Origin of the sequence: Maritimibacter alkaliphilus HTCC2654, assembly GCF_000152805.1 — a bacterium.
Classification (GTDB): Bacteria; Pseudomonadota; Alphaproteobacteria; order Rhodobacterales; family Rhodobacteraceae; genus Maritimibacter; species Maritimibacter alkaliphilus.
Genome location: NZ_CH902578.1, coordinates 2,691,622 through 2,716,132, shown reverse-complemented (window position 1 = coordinate 2,716,132; position 24,511 = coordinate 2,691,622). Strand labels below are relative to the sequence as shown.

General features: G+C 60.5%; 21 protein-coding genes. 11 read left to right on the top strand and 10 right to left on the bottom strand.

Annotated elements, in window-relative coordinates; genetic code table 11:
* Positions 1–4: 4 nt before the first annotated feature.
* From RB2654_RS14125 to RB2654_RS14115, 3 genes are read right to left on the bottom strand one after another with little or no spacing between them, the layout of a single operon-like run.
* Positions 5–1,057: a tyrosine-type recombinase/integrase gene (locus RB2654_RS14125; protein WP_040884940.1), complete on the bottom strand. Its 1,053-nt coding sequence runs from the start codon at positions 1,055–1,057 to the stop codon at positions 5–7.
* Positions 1,035–1,541 (bottom strand): helix-turn-helix domain-containing protein, encoded by a 507-nt coding sequence (locus RB2654_RS14120; RefSeq protein ID WP_040884938.1) that lies wholly within the window; start codon positions 1,539–1,541, stop codon positions 1,035–1,037. The genes RB2654_RS14125 and RB2654_RS14120 overlap by 23 nt, the downstream gene beginning before the upstream one ends.
* Positions 1,541–1,744: a helix-turn-helix transcriptional regulator gene (locus RB2654_RS14115; protein ID WP_040884936.1), complete on the bottom strand. Its 204-nt coding sequence runs from the start codon at positions 1,742–1,744 to the stop codon at positions 1,541–1,543. The genes RB2654_RS14120 and RB2654_RS14115 overlap by 1 nt, the downstream gene beginning before the upstream one ends.
* Positions 1,745–2,075: 331 nt before the next feature.
* On the opposite strand from RB2654_RS14115, the gene RB2654_RS14110 reads away from it, so the two are divergent.
* The 3 genes from RB2654_RS14110 to RB2654_RS23710 are packed head-to-tail and all read left to right on the top strand — an operon-like array spanning position 2,076 to position 9,433.
* Complete coding sequence (locus RB2654_RS14110; RefSeq protein ID WP_008332784.1) at positions 2,076–5,255, top strand: site-specific DNA-methyltransferase; 3,180 nt, start codon at positions 2,076–2,078, stop codon at positions 5,253–5,255.
* Positions 5,256–5,258: 3 nt separating this feature from the next.
* Positions 5,259–8,054: a BPTD_3080 family restriction endonuclease gene (locus tag RB2654_RS14105; RefSeq protein WP_008332782.1), complete on the top strand. Its 2,796-nt coding sequence runs from the start codon at positions 5,259–5,261 to the stop codon at positions 8,052–8,054.
* Positions 8,051–9,433, top strand: coding sequence for a hypothetical protein (locus RB2654_RS23710; protein WP_008332781.1), 1,383 nt, complete (start codon positions 8,051–8,053; stop codon positions 9,431–9,433). The genes RB2654_RS14105 and RB2654_RS23710 overlap by 4 nt, the downstream gene beginning before the upstream one ends.
* Positions 9,434–9,746: 313 nt before the next feature.
* Here the strand turns inward: RB2654_RS23710 and RB2654_RS14095 are convergent, their stop codons facing one another.
* The 4 genes from RB2654_RS14095 to RB2654_RS14080 form a co-directional block, all read right to left on the bottom strand.
* Complete coding sequence (locus RB2654_RS14095; RefSeq protein ID WP_040884933.1) at positions 9,747–10,901, bottom strand: tyrosine-type recombinase/integrase; 1,155 nt, start codon at positions 10,899–10,901, stop codon at positions 9,747–9,749.
* A 350-nt stretch (positions 10,902–11,251) separates the two neighbouring features.
* Positions 11,252–11,596, bottom strand: coding sequence for a hypothetical protein (locus tag RB2654_RS14090; RefSeq protein ID WP_148912505.1), 345 nt, complete (start codon positions 11,594–11,596; stop codon positions 11,252–11,254).
* Positions 11,597–11,942: 346 nt separating this feature from the next.
* The gene (locus tag RB2654_RS14085; RefSeq protein WP_040884930.1) at positions 11,943–12,620 is read right to left on the bottom strand and encodes a DUF4386 domain-containing protein; all 678 of its coding nucleotides are present in this window, start codon (positions 12,618–12,620) and stop codon (positions 11,943–11,945) included.
* 90 nt (positions 12,621–12,710) lie between these two features.
* A complete protein-coding gene (locus RB2654_RS14080) occupies positions 12,711–13,700 on the bottom strand; it encodes an NAD(P)-dependent alcohol dehydrogenase (protein WP_040884928.1) in 990 nt (329 codons plus the stop codon).
* A gap of 101 nt (positions 13,701–13,801) precedes the next feature.
* Here RB2654_RS14080 and RB2654_RS14075 point away from each other — a divergent pair, with 101 nt between their 5' ends.
* Both RB2654_RS14075 and RB2654_RS14070 read left to right on the top strand, forming a co-directional pair.
* A complete protein-coding gene (locus RB2654_RS14075) occupies positions 13,802–14,686 on the top strand; it encodes a LysR family transcriptional regulator (RefSeq protein ID WP_040884926.1) in 885 nt (294 codons plus the stop codon).
* Between the two features lie 80 nt (positions 14,687–14,766).
* Positions 14,767–15,108: a hypothetical protein gene (locus RB2654_RS14070; protein ID WP_040884925.1), complete on the top strand. Its 342-nt coding sequence runs from the start codon at positions 14,767–14,769 to the stop codon at positions 15,106–15,108.
* A 3-nt stretch (positions 15,109–15,111) separates the two neighbouring features.
* On the opposite strand, the gene RB2654_RS14065 is transcribed toward RB2654_RS14070, so the two are convergent.
* Positions 15,112–15,825, bottom strand: a complete 714-nt coding sequence (locus tag RB2654_RS14065) for a phosphatase PAP2 family protein (protein WP_050771967.1) — start codon at positions 15,823–15,825, stop codon at positions 15,112–15,114.
* Between the two features lie 54 nt (positions 15,826–15,879).
* Positions 15,880–17,322, bottom strand: coding sequence for a mannose-1-phosphate guanylyltransferase/mannose-6-phosphate isomerase (locus RB2654_RS14060; RefSeq protein ID WP_040884923.1), 1,443 nt, complete (start codon positions 17,320–17,322; stop codon positions 15,880–15,882).
* 143 nt (positions 17,323–17,465) lie between these two features.
* Here RB2654_RS14060 and RB2654_RS14055 point away from each other — a divergent pair, with 143 nt between their 5' ends.
* From RB2654_RS14055 to modC, 4 genes are all read left to right on the top strand, one after another.
* On the top strand, positions 17,466–17,834 hold the full coding sequence (locus RB2654_RS14055) for a winged helix-turn-helix domain-containing protein (RefSeq protein ID WP_407943650.1): 369 nt from the start codon (positions 17,466–17,468) through the stop codon (positions 17,832–17,834).
* 64 nt (positions 17,835–17,898) lie between these two features.
* On the top strand, positions 17,899–18,648 hold the full coding sequence (modA, locus tag RB2654_RS14050; RefSeq protein ID WP_040884919.1) for a molybdate ABC transporter substrate-binding protein: 750 nt from the start codon (positions 17,899–17,901) through the stop codon (positions 18,646–18,648).
* Between the two features lies 1 nt (position 18,649).
* Positions 18,650–19,342, top strand: coding sequence for a molybdate ABC transporter permease subunit (gene modB / locus RB2654_RS14045; RefSeq protein WP_008332722.1), 693 nt, complete (start codon positions 18,650–18,652; stop codon positions 19,340–19,342).
* On the top strand, positions 19,339–20,421 hold the full coding sequence (modC, locus tag RB2654_RS14040) for a molybdenum ABC transporter ATP-binding protein (RefSeq protein WP_008332717.1): 1,083 nt from the start codon (positions 19,339–19,341) through the stop codon (positions 20,419–20,421). Before modB ends, modC begins: the two co-directional genes overlap by 4 nt.
* Positions 20,422–20,424: 3 nt before the next feature.
* Here the strand turns inward: modC and RB2654_RS14035 are convergent, their stop codons facing one another.
* Positions 20,425–21,288 carry a 2-dehydro-3-deoxygalactonokinase gene (locus RB2654_RS14035; protein WP_040884917.1) on the bottom strand — a complete coding sequence of 288 codons (864 nt, stop codon included), beginning with the start codon at positions 21,286–21,288 and terminating at the stop codon, positions 20,425–20,427.
* A gap of 125 nt (positions 21,289–21,413) precedes the next feature.
* On the opposite strand from RB2654_RS14035, the gene glf reads away from it, so the two are divergent.
* Together glf and RB2654_RS22470 are read left to right on the top strand one after the other, a co-directional pair.
* Positions 21,414–22,559, top strand: coding sequence for a UDP-galactopyranose mutase (gene glf, locus RB2654_RS14030; RefSeq protein WP_040884915.1), 1,146 nt, complete (start codon positions 21,414–21,416; stop codon positions 22,557–22,559).
* A gap of 93 nt (positions 22,560–22,652) precedes the next feature.
* Positions 22,653–24,509, top strand: coding sequence for a M10 family metallopeptidase (locus tag RB2654_RS22470; RefSeq protein ID WP_050771965.1), 1,857 nt, complete (start codon positions 22,653–22,655; stop codon positions 24,507–24,509).
* Positions 24,510–24,511: the final 2 nt, after the last annotated feature.

Sequence of the window (24,511 nt, the reverse complement as noted above, 5' to 3'; positions counted from 1 at the left end):
GAGATCATTCGATGACATCGTCAACATGGACACCGCGTTTTCTAAATCGGCCCATCAACTCCATTTGACGCCCTGGCGGGACCGTTCCGTAGGAGCTGAACGTCGTCAGAACGTCATCGTGGCCCATGTTCTGCGACCATGCCTTGAAGTCTTCCGGCGTGCGGCAGTGGTCATTTGCCAGATCGGTCATTGTATCCCTGACCCGATGCGGCGAGAACGGCGGCAGGCCAGCGTCGGCGAATGCCTGCTTGAAGATCTTCGCTGCGCTGGATGCGTTTTTCCAAGGTTCCCGCGATATTCCCACGGCCTCAAACTTGCGGGACACGCCGACCGCAACCTTGGTCTTCGGAAACAGCGGATCGGTCGCGCTGAAAAGGTGAACCTGCGTCAACTCGGTCGCCCAATCCTGGAGAATGTTTTCCGCGAACTCGCCGAACGGGTAGAAACCGGTCGAGAATGACTTGCCGAATTTCGTATCAACGTATCGGCCATCGAACTGCACGCAACCGCTCTTGAGGTCGAGGTTGCGCAAGGGCAATGAAATCGCGGCCCCCTCGCGCGATCCCGTTAGGAACAGAAAGGCCAGAAGGGCGCGGTTCCTGCGCTCGATGACCGTGCCCGAGGGCATCGTCTCGATGACGTGACGTGCCTGGGCGGGCGAGGGGTGCGGTTTCCATAGTGTCCCACGTCGCGCATTTTCCGATTTGCGATCCGGCGTCAGATAGTCAGCATCCGCGCGGCTGATCTTGGACTTGTAGCCGGGCTGATCCGCCATCCAGTAGAAGAATGCCTTCAACTCGCGCAGGGTGCCGTTGGTCGTCGCTGCGGACAACGGCGCGCCGGTGCGCTCGTTCCGGAGGCCCGCCAGGTGGCGCTTGAACGACCGGGCGCGTTCGGCATGGAATGCGCGGAAATCCTTGCCTCCCAGCCAGCCGTCGTAAAGCGTGATGGCAGCGGCGGACTTGTCGAGGGAAGCCTCGGAGATGCCCTGAGCGTCCTTGCGCCAGAGAAGGTATTTGCGCTTGATGCGCAGGTTATCCCTGCTGCGTTTTGCCATGGGTTTGGCCCTTCTGTTCTATGGTGACATTTGAACGGGGATCGGCACGGGACACTATTCTTGGGGACGCCTTCTGAACCGTGACCTCAATTTTTGCCCGGATTGCCTCCAGATCGACCCGCCTGACAACCTTGTGCATCAGCGAGCCGCACTTGGGACAAAGGCCGGTCAGGCGCCCGGTTTCGGGGGTTTGCTGCGTGTAATCGGCCATCTTCCCATCTGGTTCGCGGGGAGCCTTACACCCGAGGCAATAGCAATGGTGCGGTGCCAGTTTGACGGTGATCTTTGTCTGGCGGGCACCGAGAAAGGCCTTGAGGTCTTTCCCTTCAATCAGCCAGGGCTTCCGTGACGTATCCGCAGATAGTTCTCCAGCCTTGATCCAGCGGATGACAGTTTGCTTGTGGCAGTCCAGCGCTTGTGCGACCTCCCAAACATCATAGACGCGATGCCCTTTGATCCGTTGAGCGGGGAACTTCTTGGCCATCACATGCGCTCCGGTGCCAATGGGCCATGGGTGTTCTGGCAAATCTGCGCGGTCTCAAAGGCCTCGATGTCTGCCTCGTCGTAAAGAACCCGCGCACCGATCTTGAGGAATTTCGGCCCCTTGCCGAGCCAGCGCCATTGTTCCAGCGTCCGGGGTGAGATGTGCCAGCGGGTCGCGAGCTGGGTTTGCGTAAGTTTCGCCATTTTAGCTTTTCCTGATCTCGTTGCAGGCCGCGTCATTGCGATCTGTTTGTAAGTCTCAGGATGCGCTTCGATGCTCGCCAAATCTGTGGATCACGCCGCGAAAGGCGTGACTGAAATCTTTCTAAGCATTTGTTTTATAGCCGTTCATCACGGCGAGATGTGACACCGGTCTGAAAAGGTGTGACCTAGACAGCGAAAAGGGGGATGCGATGCCGTGTCAGCCACCCTTGATGTGCCACACTTAGGCGAAACTTCCCGGATGCAACCCTTAGGGGAACGCGCTATTGTTCGTCAAAAAGAACACAAGTGATTTCAAGGGTAAGGGGCGCATATGTCATCCGATCTTTCTGACCTGATCCTGTCTCTGACGCCCGAAGATGGCTCGTCCATTGGCAACGGCGCAATGCTCGCGCGGCTGCGGGACCATATCCCAACGTTGACTGAGGAAGCCTATGCCGAAGCGCGGGATGCGCTGATTGACGATGGCACGCTGGGCCGGGGCAAGGGGCGTGGGGGATCGGTGTATCGGGCAGATGTGGCTGATCTGGAACTGACGGCTCCGGTGGCCAAGGAACCCAAAGCCACCACCGGCACGCGCAAGAAGGCCAGCCGCAAATCGGATGACCCGACCGAGGTGCTGTCCTACCGGCATGGCGAGACGCGTGTGAACAATCCCGAGGTGGGGATGGTTCATGCGGAAACTGACCCGGATGGCGAAAAGACCACGTGGCAATATGACCCGCATCTGGACCCGGTGCTGAACTTTGACCGCGCGCGCGGGGCGATTGAAACGCTGATCGATGACGCGCTGGCCAGTAACGATCCGGAGCGGATGAAGGACGCGCTGACGGAACTCAAACGCCTGCAAGCCCCTTACCTGAACTGGACGGGCAAGGCAGAGAAGACATCGTTCGAGGTCGATACCGTCAGCCTCCATGTCCATGAACGAGTGGACCCGGCGACGATTCTGACCAATGCGGCGAAGCGGCTGAAGGGGCAGGACGCAAGCGCGCAGTGGCGGCAGCCGGACCTGTTCGCCGCCCCGTTCGAGAACCTGCCGCTGCGCCAGGCGCTGGATTTCTATCACCACGAAAAGGGCTGGTCGAACCGGCTGGTGGCGGGGGACAGCCTGCTGGTGATGAACTCGCTCCTGACGAAGGAGAGCATGGGCGGCAAGGTGCAGATGATCTATATCGACCCGCCCTATGGCATCAAATATGGGTCGAATTTTCAGCCCTTTACCAACAAGAAACCAAATCAAACAAACGACAAAGAAGAGGACCTCACTGCAGAACCAGAGATGATCAGAGCCTTCCGCGATACGTGGGAGTTAGGGGCGCACTCATACCTCACTTATCTTCGTGATCGCTTAGTGCTTTCCCGCGAACTGTTGGACCCAACAGGCTCTGTTTTCGTGCAAATCTCAGATGAAAACCTTCATTCGGTGAGAGCGCTCATGGATGAGGTTTTCGGCGCTGAAAACTTCATGAATATAATCGCCTACAGAACGAAAATTCCGCTCGGCACAAAGTACCTCGCTTCGATCTATGATTACATCGTCTGGTTTGCGAAAGACAAAAGCCAGATAAAATTCCGGAAATTGTACGACATTAGGAAGTCCGGAGAAGGGACCCAGTTCAACAAAGTGAGGCTTCCTTCGCTCGAAGAAATTCCCTTCAAAAACTTCGATAGCGAGCCAGATAATTTGCCCGACGGATCGTCCGTTTTCAGGGCAACTGACTTGGTCTCGTCTGGCTTAACAGAAAGCTGCGTCTTTGATTTTGAGCTCGATGGTAAGGCTTACAGGCCAAAGTCGGGAAAAAGCTGGAAAACAAACCCTGATGGGATGAAGCGTGCCCTAAAGGCGCGCAAAATCCTGCATGGCAAAACGATGCCATCGTATCGCTTCGAGTTTTCGGATTTTCCTGTGCAGGAATACGCGAATGTTTGGACTACTACTCAGGGTGCCTCAGACAAGAGCTACGTTGTCGAGACAAGTGAGCGAGTAATTGAACGCTGTCTCCTCATGACTACCGATCCCGGCGATTTGGTGCTTGACCCCACCTGCGGAGGGGGAACCACCGCCTTCGTCTCCGAGAAATGGGGGCGGCGCTGGATCACCTGCGACACCTCTCGCGTGGCGATCACGCTGGCCAAGCAACGGCTGATGACCGCCAGTTTTGACTATTACGCCCTGCGCTATCCGCACGAGGGGCTGAAGGGCGGGTTCGATTATGAAACCGTGCCGCATATCACGCTGAAATCCATCGCCAACAACCCCGACATCGACACGATCTATGACGAGGATCATCCAAAGATCACGGCGGCGCTGGATGACCTGAACGCCGCGCTCACATCCGCGCCGCCGCTGCCGGTCAAGCCCACCCAAGGCTATCGCAAGGGCAAGCAGGTCTCCTTCCGCGATGGCGACGTGTTGGAGGAATGGGAGGTGCCCTTTGACCTGCCCGACGATTGGCCCGAGGCGGCCAAACCCCCGTTCGAGGCGTTTCACAAGACACGCCAGGCCATGCAGCGCCGCATGGACCAGTCCATCGCCGATCATGCCGATCAGGAAACGCTCTACGACAAGCCCCGCATCGATAAAAACAAGCTGCGCATCACCGGCCCGTTCAGCGTCGAGGCTGTGCCTGCGCCCACCGTGCTGTCTCTGGACGAGAGCCTGCCAGCCGAAGAGGCCGACAGCACCGTCGCCCGCTCTGGCGAAACCTCGCGCCAATCGCTGTGGCGCGATGAGCTGTTGAAGACCGGCGTGCGCGGCAAGGGCGGCAACATGATGCGCTTTGCCGAGTTCGAGGTGATCCCGGGCACCAAGTTCCTGCACGCCAGCGGGTCCGTCGCCGATACGGGCGAGCGCGTGGTGGTCAGCTTCGGGCCAGAGCACGCCGCGTTGGAGCAGCGCCAGGTCGAAGAGGCGATGAACGAAGCCTACACGCTGATGCCCAAGCCCAAATTCCTGCTGTTCTGCGCCTTCACCTTTGATCCAGAGGCCGCGAAGGACATCGACGAGATGAACGTGCCTGGCATGACCTTCCTCAAGGTGCAGATGAACACAGACCTGCTGACCGAGGATTTGAAGAAGAAGCGGGCAAGCAACGAAAGCTTCTGGCTGATGGGCCAGCCCGAGGTCGATGTGCGCAAGCGCGGTGATGGGATGTGGGAGGTCGAGGTGCATGGCTTTGACTACTTCAACCCCAAGACTGGCGAGATCGAGGGCGGCGGCACCAAGCAGATCGCCATGTGGTCGTTGGATCAGGATTACGATCAGCGGTCCCTGATGCCGCATCAGGTGTTTTTCCCCATGGCCGATGCCAAGGGCGGCTGGAACCGTCTGAAAAAGACGATCCGGGCTGAGTTGGACGAGGACCTGTTGGAGCAGTTCCACGGCACGGTGTCGCTGCCGTTCGAAGCGGGGGACAACAAGCGGATTGCGGTGAAGATCGTGGATGATCGGGGAATCGAGTCCCTAAAGATCGTCGCGCTGGAGGGATAAGTCATGTCCCTGATCATCAACCGCCCGTGGGAGCGGCCCGCGCAGCATTGGATCGAGGGCAAAGGCGGCACGCTGGAGATCAAGACTGAGCGAAGGCCCGCGAGCTACGAGGTCTTTGACGCGCGTAACAACACCAAGCGGACCGAAGTGCTGGCCATGGTCAACACGATCCGCGACCGCGTGGATCAATGGCGCGAGGATGGCTGGCCCGGCGTGACCATCGTGACGCGCAAATTGTTGGAGCACTGGCATGATGAGACCGCGCGCCAGCACCCGTTCTATTTCTGCCAACTTGAGGCGATTGAGACGCTGATTTGGTGGGTCGAGGGCGCTGAGGCCTACAAGCAGGGCATCCATGTGCCCGGCGATGGTGGTGCCTGGGAACGGCTCTGCAACAAGATGGCCACCGGCGCGGGCAAGACAACAGTGATGGCGATGATCATCACCTGGCAGGTGCTGAACGCGCTGACTTACCCCAAGCGGAACAAGGATTTCAGTCGCGCGGTTTTCATCGTCGCGCCAGGCCTGACCGTGAAGGGCCGGTTGCAGGTGCTGATGCCGTCTGAGGGCAGCTACTACGACGAGTTCAATCTGTGCCCGTCCGAGTTCATGCGGCAGAAGCTGAACCAGGCTGAGGTGCTGATCGAGAATTGGCACACCCTGATGCCGCTGAAGGAACAGGACCGGTCCGTTGTCAAAAAGGGCAAGGAATCCGACGAGGCCTTCACCCGCCGTGTTCTGGGCAAACTGGCCGGGCACAAGGACATCATCGTCATCAACGACGAGGCGCATCACGCCTATCGCAAACCGCCCGAGGTCAAGGTCTCGAAGAAGCAGGCCGAGGAACAGGGCATCGACCTCGACGAGGCCACACGCTGGATCGAAGGTCTGGACCGCATCCACAAAACCCGCCGCATTCAGCGCTGTTTCGACCTCTCCGCCACGCCTTTCGCGCCCACCGGCAAAGCCAGCACCGACACCGCGCTGTTCGACTGGATCATCTCGGATTTTGGGCTGAACGACGCAATTGAGGCGGGCCTGGTCAAAACCCCGCGCGTTGTCGTCCGGGATGACGCGTTGCCGGATTCCCGTACACTGCAATCGAAGCTTTATCATATCTACCGTGATAAGTCGGTTTCTGAGGACCTGAACCGGGCCAAGGCCGAACCGCATGAAGCGCTGCCCAAGCTTGTACAGGACGCCTACACGCTGCTTGGTGCGGACTGGCGCGAAACGGCAAAGGACTGGGCTGAAGCGGGGCATCATTCACCGCCGGTCATGCTAACGGTCTGCAATCGGACAGAAACTGCCGCCCGGATTGAGCACTACTTTAACCAGGGCGATGCCCATTGGCCCGAATTGCAGGCTCCGAATAGGACCTTGCGCGTGGACTCGAAGGTTCTGGACAAGGCGGAAATCGGTGAGGCGGCGACCTCCGACAAAGCCTACGATCAGCGGCTTCAGGACATCGTGGAAGCATCTGACATACCGGAAACCCGGAAACGGCAGTTGAGCGGCCTAAAGAAGGAAGAGCTTCTCCGCGAGATCATCGACAATGTCGGCAAGCGCAGTCAGGCCGGGCAAGACCTCCAGAACGTGATTTCCGTAGCGATGCTATCTGAAGGCTGGGATGCGAAGAACGTCACACATATCATGGGCTTGCGCGCATTCACGTCGCAATTGTTGTGCGAACAGGTCGTTGGACGAGGCCTTCGGCGGGTTGCCTATGACACCGACGAGAATGGTCTGTTTTTACCAGAATACGTGAATGTCTTTGGCGTTCCCCTTTCGATCTCCGAAGCTGGGGAAACCGGTGAAGCGCCACCTCCGCCTAAGCCAACAACACAGATTGAAGTCATTCCTGAACGCGCCAATTTGGCGATCAAATGGCCGAACGTGGTTCGTGTCGAGTCGGTTGTCCGTCGCGAATTGTCCGTAGATTGGTCGGACGTTGAGACGCTTACGCTTGATCCTGCCTCCACGCCCATCAGTGCGGACCTAGCCCCTGCTCTGGGCGGTGCAACCGACATGGGCAAAGTTTCCTCGATTGACTTGGAAAAGCTTCCGGACGGCTTCAGGCTTCAACGCCTCGTGTTTCAAGCAGCACGAAAGGGGTTCGCAGGCCTGAATCATAGCTTCAAAGGGTCGGAAGACCTGCTTGCAGCGCAGCTTGTCCGGATCGTCGAAGAATTCATCGGCTCTGGGGCGTTGCAAATCCCGTCGCTCTTTCACTCCGATCCGCTAAGGCGTCGCATTCTGATCGCTCTCAACATCGATCTGGTTGTTCAGCACCTTATGCAAAGTGTGTTTGAGCAGAACAGGACCAAGTTGACGCCGATCTTCGACGAGGAAAACCCAATCGGTTCAACGGCACAGATGCGCACCTGGTACACGGCCAAGCCCAATTTTCCCGCCGTTAAATCACATATCAGCCATTTGGTTGGGGACTCTTCCTGGGAAGGGCATGCGGCCAATGTGTTTGAAAAATCAAGTGATGTACTGGCCTACGCAAAAAATGATCATCTAGGATTTCAAATCCAATACCTTTGGGCAGGTTCGCGTAGGCGCTACGTCCCTGACTTCCTAGTGAAATACGTAAATGGTGATATTTTGGCGTTGGAGATCAAAGGCACAGATAGCCCTCAGAATAAGGCAAAACGTGATGCCTTGGCCGAGTGGGTTGAAGCCGTGAATTCAGTGGGTGGTTTCGGAATTTGGTCGTGGGATGTGGCATTCCAACCCAACGAACTGCAAGACATTGTTACCCGTCATTCAAAGCATCGAGTTGGTGAAAAATGAAAATTAGTACCACTGGAATCGCTATTGTTCGTCATTCCGACACTGGAGAATTATTTGAGATTGAGCCTGATGAAATTGATTGGGAAGTAGTTGCAAGCGACGAGCGAGACATGGGTGCTGATCGGTTATGGAGCGCCTCAACAAGTCGCGATGAGTTGGGAGATATTCGCTGGGAGATGTCAGAGTATCCCGAAGGCTTCCTCGGCGAGCTTGTTTCAGACCTTAATGGACATGAGCTCGTGCAGAACTTTTCTGTTGAAATTGAGTATGAACCAGACCCTGACGACGATGACTTCGATGAAGACGATTTCGACCGCGAAGCTGCATCCGAAGAAATGAAAGAATGGTTCTACTCAAACTATGAAGATCCGGCCAATTCGTTGCCGTACATTTCGGCGGAAGGAGGCTACCAGTGGATTTATGGAGGGCCGGAAACGCCACAAGAAGCTCTTGGTGATAACTTCTCGGATGAATATCCTGAAGAGCTAATAGAAGAGGTTGCCCAGAACATTACCGATGAAAGCGGGCTTTGGGATTGGTCGCCAATCCCTGGGTCTGATTTTTACGATGATGGTGACGATGTCGGCGAGGACAATCCGACTGAAGAAGATGCCGTTAAATTGAGTCGACTTCTGCCTTTGGCAGAGGAATTGGAGCAAGATCCGGAAACCGGCGCTTTTGAGATTCGGATAAAAGACGTTGAAAAACCTGACTTGCTGGCTGCAACCCTCGCGCAGCTGACAGATGCAATCGAAGATGTGCTTGAGAATCAGTCCAATGGGCTGAACGCGGACTCCTTAGAAATCCGAAAGCTGCGCCGCACACTAGAGCGCTACGCAAATGACCCCCAAAGGGTCGAGATGGACCTTACAACGGTTCACCATAGCCTGACGGTTCAAATTGGTACAGGCGAGTTGCCTCCGTCTGAAGAGAACCAAGCACTGCTTTCGGCGTTGCAGGAAGGTGCCCAAGGAATACGAGCGACTGATCCAGAAGTCGCTGAAAACCGGAAACTTCTGCAAACACAAGCGCTTCGCGAATTGTCTTCCGACAACCTTGCGCAGATAGCCGAAGCCGCCCCTGTTCTGGAAGCGATCACTCAAGGTGATCTTCGAGAACAAATGCGTGATGATGTACTGTTTCTTACACAAGAGATGCGCGCCGGGCCGCCTAGATTGCCCGGTGTAACTAGGGCCGATGCTATTATCCCCGGGCAAGATGAAGCGGTGCGCGTATTCGGAAGGTCGGCGCGGATGCTGATTGCACTGCGCAAATCGCCAAATCTAGTTCACAAGCTACACGAAAGTGCAGGCTTCAAAGCAATCAACATCTTAGTAGTTCTAGGAGGGCTGATCTCTCTAGGGCTGATGCTATTTTGAAATGCAGGGCTTTTTTTCAATGCCTGCGCTTCGGGAACCAGAGGGCAATTCCTAATTGAGCACGACCCTGTTCAATTTGGGCCGTGCTTGCTGTGCTGAACGGTTTAGGTTAGGGCTTTTTTGGGGCAACGAGATGATACTTCTGACGCTATTGCCCTGGGCCTCTGCCCCAAAATTCTTCAACCGGAGCACCTCGGTGCGGGTTAAGTTGACTCCTCCACACAGTGCTTCCGATTTGATGATGTGCGCTATTTCGCGGACATCTGGGGAAAAGTCTTCACATTTTCTCATTCTCACTTAGTGGATTTCCAGGTCAACGCCCCATCTTTTCGGCCATGATTTCAGCAGCGGCTCGGAGCGGATCGTCTGCGAGATGGGCATACCTTTGCGTCGTTAGCGGGTTGGTGTGGCCCAGAAGCCGACCGACGACTGGAAGGGTCAGGCCATTTGAAACCAAGTGCGAAGCGTGCGTATGGCGATTGTCGTGGATGCGATAGTCCGAAAGTTCGGCAGCGGTGGTTACGTTTTGCCAGAAGCGTTTCAGTTCCTTGAGGGGTTGACCTGGGTTTCTGCCGGGAAAAACATACGGGTGGTTTAGATCGGCGCTCTCTTGGATCGTTTGGAGCAAGCTTATGGCTGTGTTGGAGAGAGGCAGGTGTTCGGTGCGTTTTTGTTTGGTGTGGTGGGATGGCTTTACCCAGACGCCCCGAACAAGGTCAAAATCGCTCCATTTTGAAGTCAGAACCTCGCCAATGCGTGCGCCGGTCAGCAGTTGCAGGCGGATGGCATTGGCGGCGCGTTGGTTCGGGTGTTCGTTCAATTCCGCAACAAAGCGGGCCAGCTCCTCGTCGGATAGCCAGCGATACCGCTTTTCTTCGGGGAAGCGCTCAACGCCCTTTGCGGGGTTGTCCTGCCGCCACCCCCAGCGAACAGACAAGGCGAACATCTTGGAGAGAAGCGCCAGCGTCCGATTTGCCCTGTAAGGCGTTTCGCGCAAGCTGTTGTGCAGAGCTTGAATGTCGCGGTGGCCGACTTGGGCAACCTTCTGTTTGCCCAACTTGGGAATGATAATGCCGTTCAGCATCGAAACATCATTCGCGACGCTCTTTTCGCGTTTCTTGGGTTTTGCGTGGAGGGTGAGGTATTGGTCGGCAAGATCGGCGATGGTTTCCGCTTTGCGTGCGGATTGTTTGGACTCGACCGGGTCGCCGCCCTGCGCGGCCTCGCTGAGAAGTCGCATCGCCTCTTTGCGAGCATTGGCAAACGACAGGAGCGGACCCGCTTGCCCGATGGTTTGGCGTCTGGATCGGCCTGTGGTGCGGTTGCGATACTGAACGAGGTAGCTTTTAGTTCCATTGGGTTTCACTCGGACGCCGAATCCGTGAAGGGAAACATCCCAAAAGACATCTTCGCGGTCATCTGTGCTGAGTTTTTCGACGACGGACTTTGACAGCTTCAATTTTGGCATCGTTCATTTCCCCGATCAGGTAAGCAAAGGGTAAGCATCGGGGGGTGAAATCTCAAGAAGTGTGTCGAAGTAATTGGTGGCGCGGAATTGAAATTTTCTATTAATTTCATGCGTATATTGAAGTTCGGCGCAAAGAAATGAAGGTCGTCGAAAGCTTGGATGTAAGACTTTTAATCAGTGGGTCGCAGGTTCGAATCCTGCACGGCTCACCACTGAAATCACAAATGTTCTGGATGGATTTCGCTTTGCGCTTCAAAAGAGAAGCGCAGCGCTGACGGTGGGTCGTGACATCGCCGAAGCAGCCGTGAACGCGTCCCGACCTAGAGTATGTCAGGCACAACGGAGCGCCGTTATTGGCTGCGGCCCTGTGAGCCTGTGCCCCAATCGTCCGTTCCGTTCGGGTTCTCGCCCGCCCGCCCGACGTCCTTCTCGTTGCCCGGATTGCCGGACGACGACGGTTGCGTGCCCTCGCCCGCCGTCGGCGTCGCGTCTTGCCCTGCCAACCCGACGATTTCCTGAAGCGTCAGGTTCGTCGCGGCGATTTCCTCGATTGCGCCCGAAATCCCGTCAGCGACGATCATCACGCCATGCGAAACATCGGTGACGACCGTCTGGGCCATCAGGATGAGGCCGGCCCAGAACACGACCGCATCTGTCGTGACGGCTCCACCTTCGTCGGCGGCGAATTTACTCAATGCGGTCTGGCAGGACGACATCATGGTATTCTTCCCCTGGTGCGACCGTTCTGGCCGCGGCATAGGTATGGTTTACCCCCAGTCTTTGACGAAAATTCGCACGATCCTTGCCCATGAATGGCGCGATTTGGGCGGATCGGCTCGAATCGTGTCAGCGCGGTCCGATTGTGGCGCGCGGCGTGCGAAACGCCCTCGACCATGCGGAATTTTGGGCGGAGAGGCGGGAAATGTGGCGCTGATTTCCAAGTCCGAAACGGTCTGTCATCTTGGCGGCGACCAGCGCCGAAGTTCGCTCATACGCGGAACGACGCATCTCCGGGCCGACCGAAGCCGGCCCGGACGCGGGTCAAAGGACCGTCTTGGGCAAATTGAAGCCCTTGAAGATCAACCAGAAGCTCAGGCTCAATTCAAACAGCCCGCCGGGCAGCGCAAGCATCACGCCGATGCCAAATCCGAACATCTCGGCCACCGTGCCGACCACGAAGACGATGTAACCGACAAAGCCCCAGACCGTCAGCGCACGCGGCACCAGACGCCCGATGAAGAGGGCCGAACACAGGATGAGCCCCCCGACGCCCCAGAGCGTCATGCTGATCTGGTAGCCGAAAAAGCCCCCGCGTTCGAGCAGCAGGGCGATGGTTTCGAAATGGCCGCCACCTTCCCCAGCTACGAAGGCATCACCGAGCGGGGCGAGGAGTGCGACGAACAGGGCGCCGGCGATGGCGGTGGTCGTCGCGGCGATACCGGCTGCAAGGTAGCCGCGTGCCACGTATCCATTGACGGTGCTCAGGACCGGAAAGGCCAGAACCGAAAGCCCGATGTTAACGATGGAGTGGACGACGGCCATCAGGAGCACGCCGATCAGGAGCGAGGTCTTCATGCCCGCAACGCCTTCGAGTCCCTGTGGATTGCCCGTGACCGAGGCGACGAATTCAGAGCCTGCGCCGTAACTCGCGAAGGCCAAGATGAAGAAGATGCCGAACAGGCGTGCGGCGGGACGGTGAGCGTTCAGGTCGTTTGTCATGGTTTTGGTCCTCTGTCGGATGGGATGGCGCCGTAGGCCCGGCGCGGATGGGTGAATTTGGGATTGGGGGGCGAAGGTCCGCGACGTTCGTCAAACGACGACGACGTTGCCGCGCTTGCGCCCGGTTTCCATGTAACGGTGCGCTTCGACCAGTTCGGCCAGCGGATAGGTGCGATCCATCACGGGCGCGAAACGGTCGGCCTCCACGAGATCGACGAGTTTGGCGTGCATGGCGCGCTGAACCTCGGGTTTCAGCATTCCGGTGGCCGAGAACCGCGCCTTGCGGCCCCCGATGATCGCGGTGCGCAGCGAGGCCGAGAGCAAACCGAACCCGAGAACCGGGCAGACATATCGGCCGGTCCGGGTCAGGACGGACCGGGCCTCGCGGAACGAACTGATCCCGAGCGTGTCGTAGATCACGTCGTAGCGTTCCGTGGATTTCGCGTAGTCTTCGAGCCTGTAGTCGATCACCCGGCTTGCACCGAGCGACGCGACGAGGCCTGCGTTGCCAGCACTACAGGTGCCGGACACATTGGCCCCCATGGCGGCGGCGATCTGGACGGCAGCCGTTCCAAGACTCCCCGCAGCGCCGAGGATCAGGATTTTCTCACCAGCCCGAAGTTCGGCGACGTTGTGCAGGAAATTGAACGAGGTGGTCGCCCCATCCCCCATCACGGCGGCTTCTTCATGCGAAAGCGCGGCAGGCTTGTGCATGAGCACGCCACCCTCGTCCACGCAGATGTGGCTCGCATTCGCGCTGAACGACATGCCCGCCATACCGTAAACCTCGTCACCGACGGCAAACCGCGTGACCCTGTTCCCGACGGCGATGACCTCGCCCGACAAGCACGTCCCGATCAGGTCGTGACGCGGGCGCGACCAACCGATGAACGGGCGGGCGAAGCGGGGAAGTCCTGCCCGTATCATGCCATCGGCACGGGTGACCGCCGAGGCGCGGACACGGATCAGGCACTCGGTCGGCGCGGGGGCCGGAAGGTCGCGTGTGACCGGCGCGAGTGTCTGGGGGCCACCGTAGGCGGTAATGCTCCACGCGGTGAGGGTTTCGGCTGTCGGGTGCATGGGTCGTCTCCTGTGTTTGCTTGACGCAAGAGACGTAGCGGATCACAAATTATCCGAGTATTGTCCGAAACAACCCACGATGGATCGAAAACGTTCCACCCATGCTTGACTGGAAATCCCTGCCCGCCTTTCTCGCGGTCGCCCGACAAGGGTCGTTGCGCGCCGCCGCCGATCAACTGGGCGGAACCCATGCAACGGTTCGACGGCAAGTCGAAGCACTCGAAGCCCAGCTCGGCGTGCAACTGTTCAGACGCGGGACCGAGGGGTTCCAACTGACAGCCGCCGGACGGACCCTGCTGCCCCAAGCATTGAGCGCCGAAGAGGCCCTTTTGCAGGGGTTCAATGCCGTGCAGGGGTTGGACCGCGAAGCGTCGGGTCTGATACGCCTGTCTGCCGACCCGGTGAACGCGCATTTCCTTCTCGCGCCGGTCCTCGCCGATTTCTCGGCGCTCTACCCCGAGATCGACATCGAGCTTCAGCTCTCTTTCTCGGTCGATTCCATCGAGAAGCTGGAAACCGACATCTCCGTGCGCACCGTGGCGGAGGTCGATGAAGATGTCGTGGGGCGCAAGCTGTTCCCCGCGTCCATCGGGATCTTCGCGGCGCGCGACTACCTCGACCGGATGCTGCCGAAAGCGGGTCCGAAGGGACAGGGGCTTCAATGGATCGGCTATGGTCCGGTGACGCAGCTTCTGGAGCGGGTGCGCAACTCGCCCTATCCGGAAGCGCGGATAAGACACTCGATCCCCGACCCCGAGATGCACATGCACCTTGCGCGCGCGGGTGCGGGGATGGCGATCCTTCCCGGTTGGGCCGCCGACGTTTTCCCCGAACTCCAGCGCGTTCCCGGCACGACGCTGGACGAGTCCCGGTCGATCTGGGTCTTGCTTCATTCCGACCTTCGACGAGTCCGTCGCGTCCGTGTTTTCGTCGATTACCTCTGCGCGGCCCTACTGGAACGGCGCGCGGCGTTCATAGGCACCTAGCCCGCTGGGCAAGACCGCCCCCCCACCCTTCGCGGAACGGAAGCCGGGCTTCGTGGGTTTCCTTGCGAAAGGAGATCAGCATGACGGTTCAGCTACCCAAACATTTCGAAACGCCGGACAAGGCCCTTGAGGCTTTGTCGAATGACCGGATCGCTCCCGTGCTTTATGCCGGAGGGATGCTCGCGCTCGGAGTCGCGCTCATCGCCGCGAAACCCCGGATCGGCAACGTGCCGAAGCCCCGCAGGATCGGGGACGAAAACGCGGCCAGCCGGTTGCGCCGTGCCGCCATCAGGGGCCGGGACGGGGTGGAAGCGTTCGCGCCGAGCAACATCACCGACTCGCTGGGTCGCTCGCTCATCCTCGGTGGGGCCGCGCTTCTGATCGCGCGCGTGCTGGACGAGGTCGGATCGCGGCGTGGCTGACCCTCAGCCACCCGTTTCGCGGTCGATCCGACCGCGACGTTCCAGCCACCGCGCGATCAGCCAGACGAGGAGCGCCCACGCCGCACCAAGCGTCCATCCGGCGAGCACGTCGGACGGCCAGTGAACGCCAAGGTAAACCCGGCTCACACCCACGGCGAGGGCGAGGATCGCGGCAAGGCTGACGAAAAAGACCCGGACCTTCGTATGACCGTCCAGACGGGCGAGCATGACCGCAAGCGTCAGATAGGTGACCGCCGCCATCATCGAATGGCCGGACGGGAACGACGCGGTCGCGACATCCACGCCATGCGGCACAAGGTCCGGCCGGGGGCGCGAAAACAGAGTCTTGAACCCGTGTGACAGAAGCTGGCCCCCAACGATTGCGACCGCCAGAAACAGCGCCGAGGCCCGTTTTCCTCGCAATAGCAGGTAGGCCAGAACCGAAAGCGTCAGAAGCGTCAATACCGTGATCCCGCCCAGCGCCGTCAGATCCCGCATCGCGGTTTCCACCTGCGGTCCGCCGATCGCATCCGATGGGTCGCCGGGAACGCGAAGCGCCATCAGAATGGCCTCGTCGAAGGCATGAAGATCGCCCTCGATCATCTCGTCGACCAATCCGACGAAGGCCCAGAGCGCCCCTGCGACGATCAGGATAACCACGATCGTCAGCGTTTCGACCCGTTCCGTCAGTCGTCTGATCGTCTGCGGCACCTGCATCCTGTCCCTCGCGCGTGTTCCGGTCCCAACGCGGGACCACACCTCAAAGTTCGGCTAGGTCCGGGCGTAGATATCCTCATACCGCACGATGTCGTCCTCGCCGACATAGGCGCCGGTCTGAACCTCGATCAGAACCATCGGCACGCGGCCCGGATTCTCCATCCGGTGCACCGCGCCAAGCGGGATGTAGACGCTTTCGTTCTCGGTTACGAGTTTCACTTCGTCGTCCACCGTGACCTTCGCTGTTCCCTCGACCACGATCCAGTGTTCGGATCGGTGGAAGTGGCTTTGAAGCGACAGCGACGCGCCCGGATGGACGAGTATGCGCTTCACCTGGAACCGCTGGCCGACCACGATGCTCTCGAACCAGCCCCATGGGCGGTGATCTTTGGGAAAATCGGTCGCCTGCGCCGCGCCCTTTGCTTTGAGCGCCTCGACGGCGAGTTTGACGTCTTGCGCCCGGCTCATATCGGCGACGAGAACCGCGTCGGGTGTCGCGACCGCCATGATGTTGTCGAGCCCGATGCCCACCACCTGCAACCGTTCGCTTTCGGACCGCAAAAGCGAATTGGTGCAGTCGATCGCCGTGGCCGGCCCCGATGTGACGACACCCGTCGCATCCGGCCCTTCTTCGCGCCAGACCGCATCCCAACCGCCGAGATCGGACCACGCGGCGGCGAACGGGACGACCGACAGATTGCTTGCGCGCTCCATCACGGCATAGTCGATGGAGATATCCTCGGCCTCCGCCCACGGGCCGGGCGCAAGCCGGATGAACCCCAGATCGACTTCGGATTCGTCCAGGGCACGGCTCACCGGGGCGACGAGGCCTGCGGCATGGGCCTCGAACGCCGAAATGATGTCGGACACGCGCAAAAGAAAGATGCCCGCGTTCCACAGGTAGGTTCCGGCCGCAACAAGCTCTTCCGCCCGTTTCTCATCGGGCTTTTCGATGAATTTGGAAAGCTTGACGGGCGACCCCGATCCGTCGGGCTTTTCCGACAGTTCAAGGTAGCCGTAGCCAGTTTCCGGGCGGGTCGGCGTGATGCCGAACGTAACAAGCTCTCCTTGACTGATCGCCGCCAATCCGGCTTCGACCGAGGCGTGGAATGCCGCGACATCCGGCACGACGTGGTCCGATGGCGCGACCAGCATGACACCTTCGGGATCGGTCCGCGCGATCTGAAGCGCGGCGGCGAGGACGGCGGGCGCCGTGTTGCGCCCCTCCGGCTCGATCAGGATCGCGCCCGGGTCGATGGCGACGCCTGCAAGCTGTTCGGTCACGATGAACCGGAAGTCGGAATTGGTCACCACGATGGGCTTGTCGAAGGCCAGCTTTCCGGTCCCACCCGAAAGGCGCTGCGCCGAGGCCTGAAACAACGTCGTCTCGCCCACCAGCGGCACGAATTGCTTGGGGTAGCTCTTGCGCGACAGGGGCCAAAGGCGCGTTCCCGAGCCTCCGCAAAGCAATACCGGCGTGATCGAGGTGGGTTTCATGTCCAAGCCCTTGTTCTTCTTGCTCGTTCCAACATGACCAAGGCTTGCACCCTACTCAAGCAATCATATGGCGAGAATTGGGTGTGATCCCGCCCTCGGCTTTCTTGCCAGCGCCATGTTCGACCTGCCATAGGATGCAAATGATGCCGAATGATGACGACCCGCGCCTGCGCTTGCGTCTGTTCTTCGCCGGGGGCGCGATGATCGGACCGGGAAAGGCCGACCTGCTTGCGGCGATCCGCGACACCGGCTCCATCTCGGCGGCGGGGCGCGCCATGTCGATGAGCTACAAACGGGCGTGGTCCCTTGTCGACGAGATGAACGGCGCGTTTCGCGAACCACTGGTGGACAGTGCGCGCGGCGGGGCACGCGGCGGTGGGGCTTCGTTGACCGAAACCGGGCTGGCGGTCCTGACCCATTACCGCGCGTTGGAGGCCAAGTCCCGAGAAGCCGGGACAGGCGAAATCGCGGCCATCGCATCGCTTCTGCGCGATACGTCCGATGAAACTTGACGCTTGTCGCAGGGTGTTTGAGTTGCGATATGTTTCAGTGAACATATCCAAAGTGAGGATCACGATGATCCGATCCGCCCTGCTTTGCCTTTTCCTGCTCACGGCACCGGCCTCTGCCGGACAAATCACCGTTTTCGCGGCGGCGAGCCTTGGTGACGTGCTGGAAGACATCGGGGCGGAATTCGAGGAATCGACGGGGCATGAGGTCGTGGTTTCCTTCGCCGGGTCTTCGGTCCTCGCGCGCCAGATCGAACTGGGTGCGCCCGCCGACATTTTTTTGTCAGCGAACCGTGACTGGATGAACCGATTGATCGAGATGGGCGCCATCGACCCGGATAGCAAAGTCGACCTGCTTGAAAACAGCCTCGTTTTGATCGGCACCGGACCCCAGACTCCGGCTGAAATAGACACTGATTTCGACCTGATGCAGCGTTTGGACGGCGGGTTTCTTGCCATGGCGCTGGTCGATGCGGTTCCCGCCGGCATCTACGGCAAGACCGCGCTGTCCGCCCTTGGTCTTTGGGATACGGTCGAGGATCAGGTAGCCCAGACCGACAACGTGCGAACCGCCCTGACGCTGGTCGCGACCGGCGAAGCGCCCTTGGGTATCGTCTATGCGACGGATGCAAAGGCAGAGCCTCGCGTGGGCGTGATCGGGACATTTCCAGCGGACACGCATCCCCGGATCGTCTACCCCGCCGCTGCCGTCGAGGCGTCGAACAACCCGCTGAACGACGAGTTTCTTGCCTTCCTGCAAGGACCAGAAGCACGCGGCGTGTTCACGGCGGCAGGCTTTGCCATGATACCGGACTGACATGACGACGTGGCTTGGTCCGGCAGAGTGGCAGGCGATCGCGCTGTCTTTGAAGGTCGCGGTCTGGGCCACCCTCGCCGCGCTGCCGCCGGGGCTGTTCATCGCCTTCGCGCTGGCCCGGTGGGAGTTTCCGGGGCGTCAGATTCTGAACGGTCTGGTGCATCTGCCGTTGATCCTGCCGCCTGTCGTGACCGGGTACCTGCTGCTTCTGACCTTCGGCAAGACGGGGCCCGTCGGGTCGGTTCTGGAGCCCCTCGGGATCGTCTTCGCCTTTCGCTGGACCGGTGCGGCGCTTGCGGCCGGGATCATGGCGTTTCCCCTTCTGGTGCGCGCGATACGGCTGTCGATCGAAGCCGTCGACCCCAAGCTGGAACAGGCCGCCGCCACGCTTGGGGCGCCAAAGGGATGGGTCTTCGTCACGGTCACTCTGCCGTTGATCCTGCCCGGCATCCTTGCCGGGGCCATTCTCGCCTTCGCCAAGGCGATGGGGGAATTCGGGGCGACCATCACCTTCGTCTCGAATATCCCCGGCCAGACCCAGACCCTGCCCAGCGCGATCTACGCCTTCCTTCAGGTGCCGGGAAGTGAAAGCGCCGCAATCCGTCTGGTCATCATATCGGTCGCCATCGCCATGCTCGCGCTCGTCCTGTCCGAGATCGCCGCCCAGCGCATCGCCCGAAGGGTTCGCGGATGACGCTTTCGGTGCGCATAAGCCAGCGGCTTGAAAGCTTCACCCTCGACGCGACGTTCGAGGCCCCGGCGGGCGTCACCGTCCTGTTCGGACGGTCGGGTTCCGGAAAGACGAGTGTCATCAACGCAATCGCCGGCCTGACCAGACCCGAAACGGGCCGGATCGAGGTCGACGGCACGGTCCTGATGGATACTGACACCGGAACGTGGCTTCAGCCGCATCGGCGGCGTCTGGGCTATGTGTTCCAAGATGCGCGGCTGTTTCCCCACCTCACTGTGGCGAAGAACCTCGGCTATGGCGCGCGTTTCGCGCCCAAGGATGCTGCGCCCGTGGACCGCGACAAAGTGATCGACATGCTCGGACTCGGCGGGATGCTCGATCGTCGCCCCGGCACGTTGTCGGGCGGTGAAAAGCAGCGTGTCGCCATCGGGCGCGCGCTTTTCTCGGCCCCGAGGATGCTATTGGCCGACGAACCCCTCGCCGCGTTGGACGAGGACCGGAAGGCGGAGATTCTGCCCTATTTCGAACGGCTTCGCGACACCTTCGACATCCCTATCCTGTACGTGAGCCATGCGGCCGCCGAGGTCGCGCGCCTCGCCACGACCATCGTGGTTCTCGAAAACGGCCGAGTGAAACGCGTGGGTCCCGCAGGTGAGGTCATGGCGGACCCGCAGATCACGCCCCTCGGCCCCGGAGCGGCGGGCGCGATGCTGGAAGCGGTCGTGCTCGCGCAGCACGCCGACGGACTGACGGAGCTCGACGCGGGCGGTCTTCGATTGCTGATCCCGCAGGTGGCGCGTCAAACCGGCGATGCGCTTCGGGTTCATATCGAGGCGCAGGACGTCATGCTCGCCCTCGACCGACCCGAGGGCATTTCCGCCCTCAACGTCCTGCCCGCGACCGTGCGCGATATCCGGATGGGCGATGGACCCGGCGCGCTCGTGCAACTCGACGCGGGCGGCAACCTGATCCTCGCGCGGGTTACGCGACGGTCGGTCGATGCGATGGGATTGAAAGCCGGGCAGCCGCTGTTCGCGATCCTGAAGGCCGTGTCGGTGGCACGGGATGCGGTCGGCGTGTGAGTGTCAGGCGCCTCGTATCGCGCGGAAACCGGCCAGCATGGCCTCTTCTTCGTCCGCCTCTTCCAACAGAACACCCTGCACCTGCATCGCCGTGCGGTAAGCCGCCATCCGATCCCCCGATCCGATAAGCGCCACGCGCTGACCCAGCCAGTATGGCCGCGCCGCCGCCAGCTCGAGACCCAGGAACAGGCCCCAGACCTCGTCCCGGATGGTCTGGTCGGGCACCGTTCCCAGCCGATGCCCCGCCTCCAGCGCACCGATGCGCGCGGCCACCGCTTCGGGTTTCGAAATGGCTGACGCGACCGCGTCGCCAAGGCCGGCACCGGGCTGGCCGGAACTACCCATCGCAGCAAAGGCCGTCGCGATGAAATCGCCGGTCACGAAGCTTTGGAAGCTGACGATTTCGCCCGCGCTGATGTGAACCCAGCGGGTTCGCGGGCCTGCAAGGCAGATGACCCCGTCGAAGGTATCGTTGAGGGCAAGAAACCCGCGGATGCGCACGGCGTCCGCAAGCATCAGGCCCGGCGGATCGTCCTGACGGACGCCGCTGACGAGGTTGACGTGCAGGCGGTCGTCGCGTGCTTCGACCCGCGTCGTCGCATCAGGTCCGGGCGGTGTGCAGGGCACTTTCGCGCAAGCCCCGTCACCCCAGCCGTCCGGGGCCGAGGGATCGCCCGTGACGAGAATGTCGATCCCGTCATCGTCGTCCAGATGGTGTGCGATGATCGGCGCAAGGCCCGTCTCGTAGGCCGTCAGCCCGGTCACATCGGCCTCTTCCCGGTCCAGAACGTCACCGTCGGCCCCGATCACCCAGACCCGCAAACGCCCCGCAGACCAATCAACGGCCATCCACCGCCCTTCGTGCATGCTCAAATCCTGCCCCTCCGCCTATGGCGGTGTTGTGCCACCTTTCCCGATGCCGCGACAAGCCCGCGGGTTGCGCGGCACGGGTCAACATGCCACAGGAATGGCCGAAGATCGGAGGGGTCACGATGAAGTTTCTGATGGTTGGGGCGGGGTTGTCCGGTGCCGTGATCGGTCGGCGCATGGCCGAAGCGGGACACGACGTGACCGTGATCGACTCCCGCAATCACGTGGCCGGAAACTGCCACACCGAACGCGACCCCGAGACGGGTGTGATGGTCCATGTCTACGGCCCGCACATCTTTCACACCGACGACGAAGCCGTCTGGAACTATGTGAATGCCTTCACCACGTTCATGCCCTACAAGAACCGGGTGAAATCGACCACGCAGGGGCAGGTTTTTTCGCTTCCCGTGAACCTGCACACGATCAACCAGTTTTTCGGCAAGACCATGCGACCGGACGAGGCGCGCGCGTTTATCGAAGAACAGGCGGACACGAGTATCACCGACCCCCAGACCTTCGAAGAGCAGGCGCTGCGGTTCGTCGGCCCCGACCTTTATGAGGCGTTCTTCAAGGGCTACACCGAAAAGCAGTGGGGTTGTTCGCCGACCGAATTGCCCGCTTCGATCCTCAAGCGCCTGCCGGTCCGGTTCAACTACGACGACAACTACTTTTTCCACCGCTTTCAGGGGATGCCGGAGCATGGCTATACGCCGATGGTCGAGGCGATCCTCGACCACCCGGGCATCACCGTGAGCCTGTCCACCCCGTTCGACCCGGCCATGAAGGCCGAGCACGATCACATCGTCTGGTCGGGCCCGCTGGACGGTTATTTCGACTACGACCTTGGGCGGCTGGGGTATCGCACGCTCGATTTCGAACGGTTCACGGCATCCGGTGACTGGCAGGGCTGCGCGGTGATGAACTACGGCGACCGTGACGTGCCGTTCACGCGCATCACCGAACACAAGCATTTCTCGCCATGGGAAAGCCACGAGGGCTCGGTGCTCTACCGTGAATTTTCGCGGGCCTGCGGACCCGACGACATCCCGTATTATCCCATCCGCATGGTCGACGAGAAGGCGCTGCTGGCGGACTATGTCGCGCGGGCCGAGGGCCAGGATGGTGTGACCTTTGTCGGGCGGCTCGGCACCTATCGCTATCTCGACATGGACGTGACGATACGGGAAGCGATGGACACCGCGCAGGCATTCCTGACGGCCTTGGAACGCCAATCCGCACTCCCGGTTTTTGCCAAACCGCCGCTTTAGCCGTTTACCAATCGTTCCGGTTTTACTCCCATTTGAGCTTAATGCCCGGTTAATTTCGCAGGCGGAGCGGGGGCTTCGCTGGTGGGGTGTGCCATGCCGGACATTGCTGGGAATCCGCGCACGACGGCAACGATTGCGGTCGGCGAGACCCGCATCGGGGTCTCGGAAACGGTCTTTGACGAAGACTGGTACAGGCTCGACCTGGACGCCGGCCAGACGGTGACGATCACGCTGCGCGGTGCGGCCGAGAGCGGGGTGAGCGACCCGATCCTCGACCTGTACGACGCCTCAGGACACCTGATCGACCTGAACCTCGACATGAGCGCCGAGAACCTCAACGCCCGGATCACGTACACGGCCAAGGAAAGCGCAACCTTTTTCGTCGATGCCTACGCCTCGGGCGCCGTGACCGGGCAATACGTTCTGAACGTCTCGTCCCTCGCCAACTCCCCCGTCGCGTCGATCCTTTGGGGAACGCAGGTTCCGACCAATGCGATCACCGTCTGTTTCGCCGGGGCGGGGGTCGAGGTGGACGGGATCACTTCGGAAGGGTGGAGCGCAGACCAGATCACACGGGCGATGCAGGCCTTCGGCGCCATCGAAGCGGTCACCAATCTGACGTTCACGCGCGTCGATGACCCGACGAGCGCAAATTTCCTTTTCGGTCTCGATGACGACGAACTCGCGGTTCATAACCTTCTGGGCTACTTCCATCCGCCGGGCGAAGCCAGTGCCGGCCACGGCAACCTGAACGGCGAACGCTGGGACAGAAGCGCGCTTGTTCCGGGCACATTGACCCAGGCGATCCTGATCCATGAGGTTCTGCATGGTCTTGGCCTGTCGCACCCGCATGACACCGGCGGCACTTCGACGGTGATGGACGGGGTGGCGGTCGCGTTCGGAGATTACGGAACGGCTGGCCTGAATCAGGGCATCTACACAACGATGTCCTACAACTTCGGCTGGAACGAGGGAGATTGGGGGAGTTTCGCCGCGCTCTCCGGCGGCTGGGGCTACCAGACCGGGCCGATGGCTTTGGACATTGCCGCGCTGCAATCGATGTACGGCGCGAACCTTGCGACCGCCGACGGCGACGACATCTACGACCTTCCGGACCTCAATCAGATCGGGACCGGCTGGCGATCAATCTGGGACACGGGCGGCACCGATACGATCCGGTATGCCGGGCTGCGCGACGCCATCATCGACCTGAGGCCCGCGACCTTGGACTATGGGCCGGGCGGTGGCGGCTTCCTGTCCGCTGCCCGTTCGGTCGCGGGCGGCTTCACCATCGCGCAGGGCGTTCTGATCGAAAACGCGAGGACGGGAACCGGAAACGACGTGCTCATCGGGAACGACGCGAACAATGCCCTGATGTCCGGTCGCGGCAACGATCTGGTTCGGGGCGGCGAAGGTGCCGACCGGATCATCGCGCACCGCGGCGCTGACACCGTCGAGGGCGGAGACGGCGAAGACTGGATTTCCGCCGGGCGAGGCGACGATGCCGTCACCGGCGGCCCCGGAGACGATTCGATCTATGCCGGGCGCGGAAACGACCGGATATCGGGGGGCGCGGGAAACGACATCCTTTGGGGTCGCAAGGGTCGGGACGACATCGACGGGGGCACGGGGGACGATCTGATAATTGCCGGTCCCGGCGGTGATCGCGTTCGTGGCGGTGCGGGCGACGATACGGTCACGCTTGGGTTCGGCGCCGACACCTTCGTTTTCCGGCAGGGCGACGGGCACGATACCATCACCGATTTTCGTCCGGCGCGCGACCGACTTGAGATTGGACGGGAACTCGTCGACTCCGTCGATCTGGTCGTTGCATCCGCCGTGGCCGAGGCTGGCGGCGTTCGTATCGTCTTCGACGCATGGCACACGGTCTTTCTCGAAGGGGATTTCGACCTCGCCGACCTTATGGACGCTGTGTTGATCGGCCCGTGAGC